Annotated in this window: 15 protein-coding genes; 9 read left to right on the top strand and 6 right to left on the bottom strand. The window is 76.4% G+C overall.

Annotation, left to right across the window (positions count from 1 at the left end):
- Positions 1-10: 10 nt before the first annotated feature.
- Positions 11-1,048 carry a ferredoxin reductase gene (locus ACI79R_RS00705; RefSeq protein ID WP_456571646.1) on the bottom strand — a complete coding sequence of 346 codons (1,038 nt, stop codon included), beginning with the start codon at positions 1,046-1,048 and terminating at the stop codon, positions 11-13.
- A gap of 155 nt (positions 1,049-1,203) precedes the next feature.
- On the opposite strand from ACI79R_RS00705, the gene ACI79R_RS00710 reads away from it, so the two are divergent.
- From ACI79R_RS00710 to ACI79R_RS00720, 3 genes are read left to right on the top strand one after another with little or no spacing between them, the layout of a single operon-like run.
- Positions 1,204-2,397 (top strand): PucR family transcriptional regulator, encoded by a 1,194-nt coding sequence (locus ACI79R_RS00710; RefSeq protein ID WP_456571647.1) that lies wholly within the window; start codon positions 1,204-1,206, stop codon positions 2,395-2,397.
- A gap of 19 nt (positions 2,398-2,416) precedes the next feature.
- A complete protein-coding gene (locus ACI79R_RS00715; RefSeq protein ID WP_456571648.1) occupies positions 2,417-3,001 on the top strand; it encodes an RBBP9/YdeN family alpha/beta hydrolase in 585 nt (194 codons plus the stop codon).
- Positions 3,002-3,057: 56 nt separating this feature from the next.
- Entirely contained in the window at positions 3,058-3,183 is a 126-nt protein-coding gene (locus tag ACI79R_RS00720) for a hypothetical protein (RefSeq protein WP_456571649.1), read from the top strand.
- A gap of 69 nt (positions 3,184-3,252) precedes the next feature.
- Here ACI79R_RS00720 and ACI79R_RS00725 read toward each other — a convergent pair whose 3' ends face one another.
- On the bottom strand, positions 3,253-3,681 hold the full coding sequence (locus tag ACI79R_RS00725) for a hypothetical protein (protein ID WP_456571650.1): 429 nt from the start codon (positions 3,679-3,681) through the stop codon (positions 3,253-3,255).
- Between the two features lie 187 nt (positions 3,682-3,868).
- Between ACI79R_RS00725 and ACI79R_RS00730 the strand changes: the two genes are divergently transcribed.
- Positions 3,869-4,150, top strand: a complete 282-nt coding sequence (locus ACI79R_RS00730) for a hypothetical protein (RefSeq protein ID WP_456571651.1) — start codon at positions 3,869-3,871, stop codon at positions 4,148-4,150.
- Between the two features lie 9 nt (positions 4,151-4,159).
- Here the strand turns inward: ACI79R_RS00730 and ACI79R_RS00735 are convergent, their stop codons facing one another.
- Positions 4,160-4,750, bottom strand: a complete 591-nt coding sequence (locus ACI79R_RS00735; protein WP_456571652.1) for a class I SAM-dependent methyltransferase — start codon at positions 4,748-4,750, stop codon at positions 4,160-4,162.
- A complete protein-coding gene (locus ACI79R_RS00740) occupies positions 4,747-6,108 on the bottom strand; it encodes a DNA polymerase IV (protein WP_456571653.1) in 1,362 nt (453 codons plus the stop codon). The genes ACI79R_RS00735 and ACI79R_RS00740 overlap by 4 nt, the downstream gene beginning before the upstream one ends.
- Before the next feature lie 196 nt (positions 6,109-6,304).
- Here ACI79R_RS00740 and ACI79R_RS00745 point away from each other — a divergent pair, with 196 nt between their 5' ends.
- Together ACI79R_RS00745 and ACI79R_RS00750 are read left to right on the top strand one after the other, a co-directional pair.
- Positions 6,305-6,916, top strand: a complete 612-nt coding sequence (locus ACI79R_RS00745; RefSeq protein ID WP_456571654.1) for a hypothetical protein — start codon at positions 6,305-6,307, stop codon at positions 6,914-6,916.
- Positions 6,913-9,000 (top strand): signal peptidase I, encoded by a 2,088-nt coding sequence (locus ACI79R_RS00750; RefSeq protein ID WP_456571655.1) that lies wholly within the window; start codon positions 6,913-6,915, stop codon positions 8,998-9,000. Before ACI79R_RS00745 ends, ACI79R_RS00750 begins: the two co-directional genes overlap by 4 nt.
- A 9-nt stretch (positions 9,001-9,009) precedes the next feature.
- On the opposite strand, the gene ACI79R_RS00755 is transcribed toward ACI79R_RS00750, so the two are convergent.
- Positions 9,010-10,731, bottom strand: a complete 1,722-nt coding sequence (locus ACI79R_RS00755; protein WP_456571656.1) for a helicase — start codon at positions 10,729-10,731, stop codon at positions 9,010-9,012.
- Positions 10,732-10,806: 75 nt separating this feature from the next.
- Between ACI79R_RS00755 and ACI79R_RS00760 the strand changes: the two genes are divergently transcribed.
- The gene (locus tag ACI79R_RS00760; protein WP_456571657.1) at positions 10,807-10,944 is read left to right on the top strand and encodes a hypothetical protein; all 138 of its coding nucleotides are present in this window, start codon (positions 10,807-10,809) and stop codon (positions 10,942-10,944) included.
- Positions 10,941-11,783 carry an alpha/beta fold hydrolase gene (locus ACI79R_RS00765; RefSeq protein WP_456571658.1) on the top strand — a complete coding sequence of 281 codons (843 nt, stop codon included), beginning with the start codon at positions 10,941-10,943 and terminating at the stop codon, positions 11,781-11,783. Before ACI79R_RS00760 ends, ACI79R_RS00765 begins: the two co-directional genes overlap by 4 nt.
- A 6-nt stretch (positions 11,784-11,789) precedes the next feature.
- On the opposite strand, the gene ACI79R_RS00770 is transcribed toward ACI79R_RS00765, so the two are convergent.
- Positions 11,790-13,004, bottom strand: a complete 1,215-nt coding sequence (locus ACI79R_RS00770; RefSeq protein WP_456571659.1) for a DUF222 domain-containing protein — start codon at positions 13,002-13,004, stop codon at positions 11,790-11,792.
- Positions 13,005-13,130: 126 nt separating this feature from the next.
- Here ACI79R_RS00770 and ACI79R_RS00775 point away from each other — a divergent pair, with 126 nt between their 5' ends.
- Positions 13,131-13,460: a hypothetical protein gene (locus ACI79R_RS00775; RefSeq protein ID WP_456571660.1), complete on the top strand. Its 330-nt coding sequence runs from the start codon at positions 13,131-13,133 to the stop codon at positions 13,458-13,460.
- Positions 13,461-13,474: the final 14 nt, after the last annotated feature.

A 13,474-nucleotide genomic window follows, 5' to 3' on the forward strand; every position in this document is an offset into this window, starting at 1 on the left:
GTCCGGGGTGTCAGTGGTCGATGTCGCAGGCGCCGGCGGCGGCGCTGATGCAGGTCTGGACGAGGACGCCGTCGCCGGGGGCGGCGGTGGTCAGCTCGCCGGTGCGCAGGTCGCGCACGGCGCCCTCGCGCAGGGGGAGGACGCAGCCGAAGCAGATGCCCATGCGGCACCCGCTCGGCATCAGGACGCCGGCTCCCTCGGCGGCGTCGAGGATCGGGGTGGCGCCGTCGGCCTCGACCGTCGTCCCCGTCCTGGTGAAGACGACGGTGCCACCCTCGCCGGTGGCCAGCACCCGCGGCCGGAACCGCTCGGTGTAGAGCCGGTCGGCGATGCCGGCGCCGGCCCAGTGCTCCTCGAGCATCTCGAGCATGCCGACCGGGCCGCAGGCCCAGGTGGCGCGCTCGGCCAGGTCGGGCACGAGCGCGGCGATCGCCGCGGCGTCGAGCATCCCGGCGGAGTCGGTGTGCTGCTCGACCAGGCGGATGCGGCCGTCGGCGGCGAGGGCGCGCAGCTCGGCGCCGAAGATGACGTCGTCGGCGGTGGGCGCCGAGTGCACGAGGACGACGTCGGCGAGATCGGCCCAGTTGCGCAGGATGCCCATGACCGGCGTGATGCCGGAGCCGGCGGTGACGAACAGCGCCTTGGCCGGGCGCTGCGGCGGGAGGACGAACTCGCCGGTGGCCTGGTCCAGCTGCACGATCGTGCCGGGTCGGGCCCGGTGTACGAGGTGGTTGCTGACCGTGCCGTCCGGGATGGCCTTGACGGTGATGGTGAAGCAGCCGTCGGCCCGGTCGAGCACCGAGGTGATCGAGTAGGCGCGCCACTGGCGGACGCCGTCGATGTCGATGCCGATCCGGACGTACTGGCCCGGGGTGTGCGGCAGCCAGTCGCGCCCGGGCCGGATGACGACGGTCGCGGCATCGCGCGTCTCGCGGTGCACCGCCTCGATCCGGCCGCGCAGCGCGGCGCCGGAGCGCAGCGGGTCGATCAGGTCCAGGTAGTCCGAGGGCAGCAGCGGCGTGGTGACGGCCTCGGCCAGCTTGACCATCCGGTCACGGAGTGCACCCAGACGCGGCCGGCCCGGAGTCGGGCGGGGAACAGTCGCGGTCATGTCCTGAGGTTTCCCCACCCAGGGAGCAATCACCTGTGCCTCCGACGTGAATCGGGCCGTAGATTTTGTGCGCACGGGACAAGGGAGGGTCGATGAGCGCGGAGCCCACCACGGCGGCACGGGTGGCGATCCCGGGCCCCATCGCCGCGGTCATGCGGGCGGAACTGCCGGCGGTCGCGCAGGCCACGGTGGCGGCGATCGTGGTCGAGGTGCCCAGCTACACCGACCCCTTCGGCGGCGAGATGGGCCGCAAGATCACCACCGCGGTCGAGCTGACCCTCGCCGGGTTCCTGGAGCTGGCCACGGGCGGCGTGGAACCGAGCCGGCTGGTGCGCCCGGCGCTGGAGGGTGCTTACTCGCTGGGCCGCGGCGAGGCCCGCAGCGGCCGGACGATGGACGCCCTGCTGGCCGCCTACCGGGTCGGCGCGCGCGTGGCCTGGCGGCAGATGGCCGAGACCGCGGTCGCGGCGGGCATCCCGGCCGACGCGCTGGCCCACTTCGCCGAGCTGGTGTTCGCCTACATCGACCAGCTGTCGGCGGCCAGCGTCGCCGGGCACGCCGACGAGCTGGCCTCCACCGGCCGGCAACGGCGCCGGCACCTGGAGCGGCTGGTCGCCGTCCTCCTGGCCGGGCGGCCGGTGCGCGATCTGACGGCCGCCGCCGAGCAGGCCGACTGGACGCCACCGCGCACGCTGACCGCCGTCCTGCTGCCCGAGGTCCGCGCCCGGGGAGCGGTGTCCCTGCTGGACCCCCGCACGCTGCAGGCCGCCGACGAGACCGTGGAGACCGCGACGCCCGACCGCACCCTGCTGCTGGTGCCGGACGCGGACGGGCGGTCCCGCCCGGCGCTGCTGCGCTCGCTGGAGGGGCGGGAGGCCGTGGTCGGCCCGGCGCGTCCGTGGACGCAGGTGCAGGGCTCCTACGAGCGGGTGCGCCGCGCGCTGCAGCTGGGGCTGCGGGCCGAGGGCGCGGCGGCGCTGGACACCGAGGAGCGGCTGCCCGAGCTGGTGCTGCGGGCCGACGGTGCGGCGCTGGCCGACCTGCGGGCCCGCGTGCTGGCCCCGCTGGAGGACCTGCCGGAGGGAACGCGGGAGAAGCTCGCCGAGACGCTGCGCTCCTGGCTGCTGCACCAGGGCCGGCGCGACCAGGTGGCCGCGGAGCTGTTCGTGCACCCGCAGACGGTGCGGTACCGGATGGGGCAGTTGCGCCAGATCTACGGGCCGCGGCTGGAGGACCCGCGCATGGTGCTGGAGCTGACCGTCGCCCTGGCGGTGCCGGCGGACTGAGCCCTCCTAGGCTGCCGCCGTGACCAGCTTCCTCCTCGTGCACGGGTGGCAGAACCGCCGGCCGCCCGGGCACTGGCAGCACTGGCTGGCCGGCGAGCTCTCCGCGGCGGGGCACGAGGTGTCCTACCCGCAGTTCCCGACACCGGACGAGCCGGCGCGGGCGGAGTGGACGGCGCTGCTGCGGTCGTCGCTGTCGGGTCTGGGCCGCAGCGGGAGCGAGCGGGTGCTGATCTGCCACAGCCTCGCCGTTCCGCTGTGGTGGGGCGCGGCTGCGGAGCTCGGCGAGCTGCAGGCCGACCGGGTGCTGCTGGTGGCCCCGCCGTCACCGGAGGTGCTGCGGGAGCACCGGGAGGTGGCGGCGTTCGCCGACGGCTTCGCCGCTCCCGGCCCGGACGCCGACGTCCGGCGGCGGGTGCGGCTGGTCGCCTCCGACGACGACCCGTACTGGCCGGGCGGCGCGCTGCCGGGGTTCGCCGACCCCTGCGGGCTCGACGCCGACCTGGTGGCCGGCGGTGCCCACCTGGACCTCCCGGCGGGGTACGGCTCCTGGCCCTCGGTGCTGGCCTGGTGCACCGACCCGGTGGTGCGGATCACCGGTCGCTGAGCCGGTTCCCGGCCGGCTGCCAGGGAACTGTCAGACCCCGGGTGTTGTCTCGGGCCATGGACAGCCGGCAGACCGCACTCCGCAAGCGCCTCCGGGCCCAGGCCTGGCTGCGCACCGTGCCGCCCACGGGCTGGACGCCGTCCGCGCCGGAGCCCGCGGGCAGGCTCGTCACCGCTCCCTGACCCGGAGGAAGGCCGACCCCGGCGGCGCGTGCTCCACGTGGAACATCGACGGCTGGCCGCCGGCCGGGGTCACCACCACCACGGCGCGGACTGCCACACGGCCACGAACTGCTGCAGCAGGTAGCAGAACTGCCCGAGAGCGAGCACCCCGGCGACCAGGCCGGTGATCGCGCGACCGCGGCCGGGGAAGCCCCCGCCCAGCGCGGCCATGCACAGGAAGACGCCGCCGAGGGCGACCAGCGGCGCGATCGCCGACAGCACCCACGGGAGCAGCTGCAGGACCGCGCCGACGGCCTCGGCCTCCCCACCCCCCGCCATGGCGATCGGCCAGGTGCCGAAACCCACGGCGGGCAGCACGAGGCCGACCACGCTCCGCCGCAGCCCGCGGTGGGCGAGGTCGTCGCGCGCCCGGACGGGCAGCGCGGCCGGCGGCGACACGGCCGACGGTGCGGGGACGGCGAAGACGGTGGGCGGGGAGCAGACCGGTGCGGATGGCATGCCGCCACGGTGGCCGCCCACGACACCGGGCGTCGAACGGCGCCTGTGGACGGGGCGGGTGGTCCACAGGGCGCCGCTGCGGGTTGACGACGACCTCACCGGTTCCTCCCAGGAGGTCCCCAGGCTGCGGGCCCAGGCTCGTCCTCGACCGGCCGGAACGGAGCCGGTGACCGAGAGGGGAACCGCCATGCGCCAGGCACTCCGGACAGAGCAGGTCGGCTCGCACGCGTGGGTGCGCACGCCGCGCCGTCCGCGGCCGGTCCCGGCCGACGTCGACCTCGACGGGGCGCTCGCCGTCCGGGTGGCCGAGGCCGCCCTGGCCGAGCATCCCGGCGCCGTGGTCGAGTCGGTCGCCGTCGACGGCGCCGGCCGGTTCGCCGCCCGGCTGCGCACCGGTGACGGCGCCCGGGTGGTGGTCCGGCTCGACGGGCGGCTGCGCGTCCGGGGCTGGGTCGCCGAGGTCGGCTGACGACCGGCGTCAGGCGGGGCGGAGCACCGCGACGAGGAAGTCCGACGCGTCGGTGAACGGGTGCAGGTGCCAGGTGGACAGCAGCAGGTCCGGCTCGAGCCCGGTGGCGCGGGCGTCGGCGAGGAACTCGTCGAACGCGTAGCCCCGGCCGGCGCCGAAGCCCACGACCGCGCGGCCGTCGGCGGCCAGGTGCCGGCGGAAGCGAAGGAGCACCTCCCGCCGGGTGCCCGGGGCCAGGAAGGTCACCACGTTGCCGGCGCAGACGACGGCGTCGAACCGCTCCGGCAGGTCGAGCTCGGCGAGGTCGCCCACGAGCCAGCGCGGGCCCGGGTGGTCCTCCTCGGCCGCGGCGATCAGCACCGGGTCGACGTCCACCCCGACCACCTGGTGCCCGGCGCGGGCGAGGTGACCGCCCACCCGGCCGGGACCGCAGCCGGCGTCGAGCACCCGCGCGCCGCGGGGCAGCATCGCGTCGACCAGCCGGGCCTCGCCGACGATGTCGGTGCCGCGGGCGGCGAGGTCCCGGAACCGCTGCACGTAGGCGGCCGAGTGGCCAGGGTCCTCCTGGGTCATCCGCACCCACGCGCTCGGCTCGGTCACGGCTCCATCGTCTCCGACCGCCAGTCCGGCGGATCGGCCGGGTGCAGCGCCGGGTCGTCGGCGGCGAAGGTGCGGACCGGCCCGGGCGGCGTGCGCGGGCCCTCGAAGCGCACGGTCACCCGGCCGATCCCCCTCCCCCACACCCAGCCGGCGCCCAGCTCGTCGTGCCGCACGTCCTGCCCGGGCCACCAGCGCCGCTCGGCCGGCAGGTCCTCCGGCTCCGGCACCTCGGGCGTGGCCTCCTCCGCAGGCGCCTCGTCCACCGGCTCCTCGTCGGCCGGTCCCGCGGAGAACAGGTCGCCCTGCGCGTAGAGGGACAGCCCGGAGACGCCCACGCCGAGCAGCCGCAGCCCGCCGGCGGTGCCGGCCTCGTCGAGCAGCCGCCGGGCGATCGCGGCGATCTGCCGGGAGTCGTCGGTCGGCTGCGGCAGGGTCTGCGAGCGGGTGAGCGTGGTGAAGTCGTAGCGCCGCAGCTTCAGCGTCACGGTGCGGCCGGAGTAGGCCGCCGCCCGCAGCCGGCCGCCCACCCGCGCGGCCATCGCGTCGATCTCCCGGTGCAGCGCCGCCCGGTCGGTGAGGTCGCGCTCGAAGGTCTCCTCGGCCGACACCGACTTGGTCTCCCGGTCGGCGACGACGGCGCGGTCGTCCTCCGCGCGGGCCAGCTGGTACAGCCCGGTGCCGTGTGCCCGGCCGGCCAGCGCCACCAGGTCGGGCAGCGTCTTGCGGGCGAGGTCGGCGACGGTCTTCACGCCCACGCTGTGCAGCCGCTCGGCGGTCGCCGGCCCCACCCCGCCCAGCCGGGTGACCGGCAGCGGGTGCAGGACGTCGAGCTCGGTGCCCGGCGCGACGACGACGAGGCCGTCGGGCTTGTCGAGGTCCGAGGCGATCTTGGCCATGAGCTTGGAGCTGCCCACCCCGACCGACCCGGTCACCCCGCCGGTGGCGGCGGAGATGCGCTCCTTGAGGGCGCGGGCCAGCGTGGTGACCCCGTCGACGGACAGGTCGTGGCCGGTGCCCGCGGCCAGGTCGACGTAGGCCTCGTCGGAGGAGACCGGCTCCACCAGCGGCGACAGCTCGCGCAGCAGCCCCATGACCACCTCCGAGGTGGCCCGGTAGGCGGCGAACCGGCCGCCCAGGAACGCCGTCCCCGGCGGGCAGCGGCGCCGCGCCTCCGCCGTCGACATGGCCGAGCGGGCGCCGTAGGCGCGCGCCTCGTAGGACGCCGTCGCGACGACGCCACGGCCGCCCACCCCGCCGACGACCACCGGCCGGCCGCGCAGCGACGGCTTGTCGCGCTGCTCCACGGCGGCGAAGAAGGCGTCGAGGTCCAGATGCAGGACGCTGGCCTCCCGACGCACGCCGTCCATTGTCCCCGGCCGGGTGAACCGGCACGGCTCCGTTCCCGACCGGTCGACTCCGCGCGCCCTGACCGCTCCGGAAGCCGTCACCCGGCCGGGTGACGCCCGCGAAAGCGCTGGTCAAGGGCGCGTCCGCGGTGGCCGATGGACGGGGTGGTGCTCCTGGCCGGCACCGCCGCCGACCGAGGAGCCCCCGATGCGCAGGTCCCTGCCGCACGCGTGGCTCCGTCGTCCGCCGGGCCGTCGCGCCCGCCGCTGGGGGCTGCGGCTGACCGGCGGGTCCGCCCTCGTGCTGGCCGCGGTCGTCGCCTGGCAGTCCGGCTACGCCGCCTTCACCGTCTCGACCCCGCCCGTCACTTCCACCTGGAGCACCGGCACCGTCGCCCTCGGCGACGACGACGCCGGCACCGCCCTGTTCACCGTGACCGGGCTGCGGCCCGGCGCGAGCTCGACCCGGTGCATCACGGTCACCTCCACCGGCAGCGCGCCGTCGGCCGTCCGCCTGTACGGCACCGGGCGGACCACCAGCCGGTCGCTGTCGGCGCAGATCAGGTTGGCCGTCGTCGTCGGCACCGGCGGCTCGTCGGCCACCTGCTCCGGGTTCAGCCCGTCCGCCGAGCTCTACCGCGGCACGCTGGCCGCCTTCCCGGCGGCCGGCTACGGCACCGGGGTCGGCGGCTGGAACCCGGCCGGCGGCACCGAGAGCCGCACCTACCAGGTCACCTACAGCCTGCCCGCGGACGCCGCGGCGAGCGCCGCCGGTGGCAGCGCGTCGCTGGGCCTCACCTGGGAGGCGCGATCCACGTGACCGCCCCCTCCCCCCGTGACCGTCGGTCGTCCTGGACCGCCCTGCTGGTCAGCTGCGCCGCCCGGCTGGTGCTCGGCACGCTCGCCGTCCTGCTCGCGGTGTCGGTGGTCCCCGGGCTGGTCGGCTGGCAGCCGACCGTCGTCATGTCCGGCTCGATGGCGCCGGCGATCGACACCGGTGACCTCGTGGTCGTCCGGCCGGCCGAGCCGGCCGACATCGCGCCCGGGGACGTCGTCCTGGTCGACGACCCCGACCTGCCCGGGCAGCTGCGGCTGCACCGCGTGGTCTCCGTCGAGGACGGCGGCCGGCTGCAGCTGCGCGGCGACGCCAACCCCGCCGCCGACGGCTCGCTGGTCGAGCCGGCCGCCGTGCACGGGGTGGGCGCGATCCGGCTGCCGGCCATCGGCCTGCCGGCGGTCTGGCTCGGCGAGGGGCGGGCGGTTCCGCTGGTCCTCACCGGAGCCGGGCTGCTGGCCCTGCTCGCCCTCGCCGGCGTGTACCGGCGGCCCGAGGAGGACGAGCGGCCGCGCTCCCGGCGCAGCGGCCGCGCCGCAGCGCCGGCCGCGCTGGCCGTTCTGGGCGCCGTCTGGATCGCCGGCCCCGGGGTCGGCGACGCACTCGCGGTCTTCACCGCCACCACCAGCAACCCGGCGAGCTCGCTGACCGCGGCCCCCAACTGGACCTGCACCGCCGCGGCCACCGGCGCCGGTGCGGCTCACCACTACCCGCTGCAGGAGAGCGGCGGCACCGTCGCGGTCAACCGGGGGTCGGCGGGGACGGCCGCCAACGGGGTCTACAGCAGCACCGGGGTCACCTACGGCGTCCCGGGCCCCCGCTGCGGCAGCGGCGCCTCGTCGGCGGTCCGGTTCGACGGCGTGAACGGCGCCATGTGGACCACCCAGCCGGTGGCCGGCCCGCAGACCTTCTCGGTGCAGGCCTGGTTCGCCACCACCACCACGACCGGCGGCAAGCTCATCGGCTTCGGCAACGGCGCGGACGGCGGCGCCTCGGGCACCTTCGACCGGCACGTCTACATGACCGACGGCGGGCAGCTGGTCTTCGGCGTCTACAACAGCACCCACCACACGATCACCAGCCCGGCGGCCTACAACGACGGCCGCTGGCACCTGGTGACCGCGACGTTCTCGGCCTCGACCGGCATGACGCTCTACGTCGACGGCGCCCAGGTGGCACAGAGCTCGGCGACCACGGCGGCGGAGACCAATACCGGCTACTGGCGCGTGGGCTACGACAACCTCGGGTCCTGGCCGGGGCGGCCCACCAGCGACCGGTTCGCCGGCGCCATGGCGGCCGTCTCCGTCTTCGGCTCCGCGCTGCCGGCCTCCGCCGTCGCCGCCCAGTACGACGTCGGGCCGTGGTCCTGCGCGACCGCCGCCGGCCCCTCGGGTGCCGGTGCGCTGCAGTACCTCCCGCTGCAGGAGGGCGCCGGCACGGTCGCCGCCAACGCCGGGTCCGCCGGTAGCGCCGGCAACGGCACGTACGCCTCGGGCGGGGTCACCTACCGGGTCGCCGGGCCGCAGTGCGGCGGCGGCGTGGACGCCGCCGTCCGCCTGGACGGCGTCTCCGGCCAGATCTGGACCACCCGGGCGATGACCGGTCCGCAGTGGTTCACCGTGCAGATCTGGTTCGCCACGACCACGACCCGCGGCGGCAAGCTGATCGGCTTCGGTGGCTCCACCAGCGGCGCCCAGTCCAGCACCTACGACCGGCACGTCTACATGACCACGGCCGGCCGGCTGCGCTTCGGCGTCTACAACGGCGGTTACTTCACGGTGGCCAGCCCGGGCGCGTACAACGACGGCGGCTGGCACCTGGCGACCGCCACCTTCTCGCCCGGCACCGGCATGGCGCTCTACGTCGACGGCGTGCTGGTGGGGTCGAGCACCGCCACCACCGCCGCCGAGAACGCCACCGGGTACTGGCGGATCGGCTACGACAACCTCGGCAGCTGGCCGGACGCGCCCACCAGCAACTTCTTCGCCGGATCGCTGGCGCACGCCGTCGTCGTCCCGCGGGTGCTCACCGCCGACGAGGTCGCCGGTCAGTACGCCGCGGCTCGCTGACCGCCCGGCTCAGGCGTCGGTCAGTGCCGCCGAGGGCAGCCAGTCGGCGTCGAGCAGCTCGGCGATCTCCTGCAGCGACGAGGTGTCGGCACCGGCGGTCGAGCCGCTGACCGCCAGCCGCTCGACCATCACCCGGGCCACCTGCTCCTCGACGGTGTCCTCGGCGTAGGCGATCCGCCAGGGCGAGGTCTTCCCGTCGCGGTGGGTGCGGCCGGTGACCTGCCGGGCCTGGATGCCGGAGAACCGCGGCTGGTGGAACAGCCCCACCCGCGGCACCTCGGTGGCCGTCGTCCCGCCGGGCAGCAGCTCCCCGGCGTGCAGGCTGATCGACGCGGTCACGGTGAAGACGCAGACCGGCGCCTCGCCGCGCTGGAAGCGCAGCCGCTCGGCCTCGACGTCGAAGCGGTCGCGCCCGTAGATCCCGGCGACGGCGATGCCGGAGTCCAGCAGCGCCTCGCGGATCGGGTCGGCGGCGGTCTCCACGAACTCCACCGAGACGGCGACCTGCCGCTCGGCCTCGACCTGCGCGCTGACCCAGTCGACGGTGGCCGGCACGCGGATCAGCCCGGCCTTCTGGCGGAAGCGGAGCAGGGCGGCCCGGCCGCGCGCGGTCTGCCGGCCGCGGCGCGCCAGCTGCATCTCGGCGCGGAACTGCGACCACTCGGCCTCGTACTGCGCCCGCTCGGCCGGGGTGAGCGCGACCGGCGCGCCACCCACCGACACCGCACCCCACGGCGCGGAGCGGTGCAGCGCGGCCGGCGGCTGCCCTCCGGTCAGCCACTCCTTGAGCCGGTCGAGGTCGGCGCGCCGCTCGTCGACGTCGTCGGTCCACTGCCAGCCGTACCGGCCGCGTTGCACGTGGAACCCGGAGGTGGCCAGCCGGGCGGGCAGGTCGGCCCACTCGCGCAGCGGCTCGGCGGCCCGGGCGGCGAACTGGGGCGCCAGGTAGGGCAGCTCCAGCGGGGTGTGCGCCGGGGTGGCGGTGGCCGCGATGACGAACGGCGCGTCCTTGACGCGGGTGGCACCGGAGACGGCCTTCCAGTGCTTCCAGCGCTGGGTGGTGGTGTGCCGGACCATGTGCGCCTCGTCGCCGATGACGACGTCGAAGCGCAGTTTGGCGACCTTGGCCAGCCGGTCCCAGGTGGTGACGCACCAGCGCAGCCCGCCGTCCCCGAAGCCGGCGATCGACCGCGCCCAGTGCGGGATGGTGATCGCCGCGGGGCGGTCGGCGACCACGAGCACCCGGTCGCCACCGCGCATCTCGCAGATCTCGCGGGCGGCGAGGATCGCCGTCCCGGTCTTGCCGACGCCGGGGTCGTCGCCGAGCAGGAAGACCCGGTGGCCGGCCTCGGCCGAGGCGATGACCGCCTCCGCGCCGGTGCACTGCTCCTCCCGCGGCGTCAGCGAGCGGGCCGCCGGCAGCGGCCGCGGCTCCTCGTTGAGCTCGTCCTCGAGGAAGCGCTCCAGGCTGTACGGGGGCGGGTCGTAGGGCGCGAGCTCCGGCGGCAGCTGCGCGCCGACCCAGACGTGCGCCTGCAGGCCGGCGTGCCAGGTGGCGCCGGGCGCCGGGGCGCGGAACGGGACGGCGAGCACCCACACCCGCTCGCCCGGGCCGGCGGTGGGGAGGTCGGGGACCGGCGTGGCGGTGCGCCGCTTCGCCGTCGTCCGGCGGCGCGTGGTGGTCGCGGCCGACCGGGCGCTCGTCGTCGTCCGCCGTCGCCTGCCCGGCACCGCGCCTCCTCCCGGCCGGCACGCGGTGGGGCGCCCGGACACCCCGCACGGACCGCGCCCGGCACACTGCCCCCCATGCTGCTGCTCGTACCGCGGGATCCGCTCGCGCCCCGCCGGGCGGAGCCCCACTTCGCCGTCGGCCAGGTCGGCGACCGGCCCGCCCCGACCCCGCCCGCCGACCTGGTGGCTGCGCTCGCGGGAGCAGCGGCGTGACCGCCGACGAGCGGCTGGCGGCGCGCACCGTCGGCGAGTCGGGCCCGCGGGTGGTGTTCGTGCACGGCCTGTTCGGCCAGGGCAAGAACTGGACGACGATCGCCAAGGGCCTGGCCGACGGCCACCGCGTCACGCTGCTGGACCTCCCCAACCACGGGCACTCGCCGTGGACCGACCGGGTCGACTACGTCGACATGGCCGAGCTGGTCGCCGCGGAGCTGGCCTCCTTCGGCGAGCCGGTGACGCTGGTCGGGCACTCGATGGGCGGCAAGGTGTCGATGCAGCTGGCGCTGCGCCGGCCGGAGCTGCTGCGGGGGCTGGTGGTCGTCGACATCGCCCCGGTGGAGTACCCGCTGCAGGGCGGGCGCACCGAGGACCCCGACGAGGAGGCCTCCCCGTTCGGCGCGTTCATCGCCGCGATGCGGGCGGTCGACCTCGACCAGCTGAAGACCCGGGAGGACGCCGACCGCGCGCTGCTGGAGGCGGTGCCGAGCCGGATGGTGCGCTCCTTCCTGCTGCAGAGCCTGGTCCGCGAGGGGATGGGGAACGGCGGGGGCTGGCGCTGGCGGCTGAACCTGGAGCTGCTCGAGCGCGACCTCGGGGAGCTCCGTGGCTTCCCGGAGCCGCCGGAGGGCGCCACCTACGACGGCCCGGTGCTGTGGGTCGCCGGAGCGAGGTCCCACTACGTGCTGCCGGAGGACCGGGCGCGGATGGACGCGCTCTTCCCGCGCACCCGGCTGGTCCGCATCAAGGACGCCGGGCACTGGGTGCACTCCGAGCAGCCGGAGGTGTTCCTCGAGACGCTGCGGCGGTTCCTGGAGGCGGTGGAGCGGGACTGAGCGGGCTCAGGGCCCCGCTCGCCTGAGCACCTCCGTGCCGTCCGGCCGGTGGGTGCGCCATCGGCTGGTGCCGGGGTCGCGGTGGATGGTGAACCCGCCCTCGTGCACGGCGGTGTGGTGCCGCTCGCAGAGCAGCGCGCCGTTGTCGCACGAGGTCGGCCCGCCGTGTGCCCAGTGGACGACGTGGTGCACGTCACACCACTCGGGCGGGGCGTCGCAGCCGGCGAAGACGCAGTGCCCGTCGCGCTGCTCCACGGCGCGGCGGATGGCGGCGGTGGCGGTGCGCTGGGCACGGCCGACGTCGAGCGGCAGGCCGTCGGGGCCCGTGATGACGCGGGCGACCGAGGCGTCGCAGGCCAGCCGGCGGGCGGTCTCCGGGGTGACGGGCCCGGCCCACCCGAGGGTGCCGCCGGCGACGCCGGGTGCTCCGCGCTCGGCGCAGAGCGCCTGCCAGTCGATGGTGACCCGCACGTGCGGGCGCTCGCCGCGCACGGCGGGCAGGGTGCCGGCGTCCAGCAGCCGCCGGGCCATGGAGACGACGGCGTCGCCCTGTCGCTGGGCGTGGGTGCGCAGGTCGCCGGCCGGGCGGTCGCCGTTCATCTCGGCAGCCAGCGCGGCGTGCAGGATCTCCCCGCCAGCGGCGTCGAGCTCACCGCGGACGTGCACCCGGCCGTCGAGACCGGACGTCAGCGTGAGGTGGCGGCGGGTGTGCGCGGCGTCGTCCAGACTGCCGTCGGGGTCGATGCCGTGGACCCACTCGCGGACGCCCTTGGCGGTGTCCTCCGGGGTGGTGCGGAGAGCCAGGGCGGTGAGGATGCGGTCGGTCTCGGCCAGGTCGATGCCGGCCTGCGCGGCCGTGGCGACGCGGGCCGGCGTCACTGCCCGGGTGACCACGTGGACGTGCTCGGCGGTGACCTGCCCGTCGGCGAAGGCCCGGGCCAGCGCGGGCAGGTGCTCCAGCCGCCGGCCCGCGGACACGATGGCGGTGGCCACGGGCGACGCCATGCGGCAGTGACCGCGCAGCCAGGCTCTCTCCGACACCGCGCCGTCGCGGCGGTGGGCCTGGCGCCGGTCGGACTCGCGTACCGCGGAGGTCAGCACCGCGGCCAGCCGGTTGGCGGCGACCGACAGCTCGGCGACCAGGTCGAGCACCTGGTCGGCGGCCATCCCGGCCAGGTCGACGGCGGCCAGGGAGTCCAGGGCCGACCGCAGCTCCGACATCCCGGGCACCTCCCTCCCTGCCGTCCGGACACCCCCAGCGTAGGGCGGGGGTACGACAGAAACCGCAGGTCAGGCGGGAGATCGCCGGGACTTCCGCGGTCGGCTGCCGACGGTCAGGATGGGCGCGTGACCCCCGACGACGTCCGCGCGCTCGCCCTCGCCCTCCCCGGGGTGACCGAGGCCGACCACCACGGCCGGCCGTCGTTCCGGCTGGGCTCGACGGTGCTCGCCACGCTGTGGGACGACGGGCAGCTCAACGTTCTGCTGGCGGAGTCGGAGGCGCGGGCGGCCGAGGGCGGACCGTGCCGGTTGCTGTGGTGGGGGAAGGCGCTGAGCGGGGTCGCGGTGGACCTCGCGGCGGCTGACCGCGAGCTGGTCGCCGACCTGCTCGCGGAGGCCTGGACCCGCCGGGCGCCGGCCCGCCTCCTCCGGGAGGGGGGTCCGGGTCGCGGCTGAGCCGCCTCCCGCGA

Source organism: Blastococcus sp. SYSU D00820 (assembly GCF_054050695.1).

Excerpts from the sequence above, each read along its gene's own strand:
- ACI79R_RS00770 (WP_456571659.1), bottom strand. The coding sequence starts at position 13,004 with ATGTCGGAGCTGCGGTCGGCCCTGGACTCCCTGGCCGCCGTCGACCTG.
- ACI79R_RS00710 (WP_456571647.1), top strand. The coding sequence starts at position 1,204 with ATGAGCGCGGAGCCCACCACGGCGGCACGGGTGGCGATCCCGGGCCCC.
- ACI79R_RS00745 (WP_456571654.1), top strand. The coding sequence starts at position 6,305 with ATGCGCAGGTCCCTGCCGCACGCGTGGCTCCGTCGTCCGCCGGGCCGT.
- ACI79R_RS00760 (WP_456571657.1), top strand. The coding sequence starts at position 10,807 with ATGCTGCTGCTCGTACCGCGGGATCCGCTCGCGCCCCGCCGGGCGGAG.
- ACI79R_RS00730 (WP_456571651.1), top strand. The coding sequence starts at position 3,869 with ATGCGCCAGGCACTCCGGACAGAGCAGGTCGGCTCGCACGCGTGGGTG.
- ACI79R_RS00725 (WP_456571650.1), bottom strand. The coding sequence starts at position 3,681 with ATGCCATCCGCACCGGTCTGCTCCCCGCCCACCGTCTTCGCCGTCCCC.
- ACI79R_RS00705 (WP_456571646.1), bottom strand. The coding sequence starts at position 1,048 with ATGGTCAAGCTGGCCGAGGCCGTCACCACGCCGCTGCTGCCCTCGGAC.
- ACI79R_RS00720 (WP_456571649.1), top strand. The coding sequence starts at position 3,058 with ATGGACAGCCGGCAGACCGCACTCCGCAAGCGCCTCCGGGCCCAGGCC.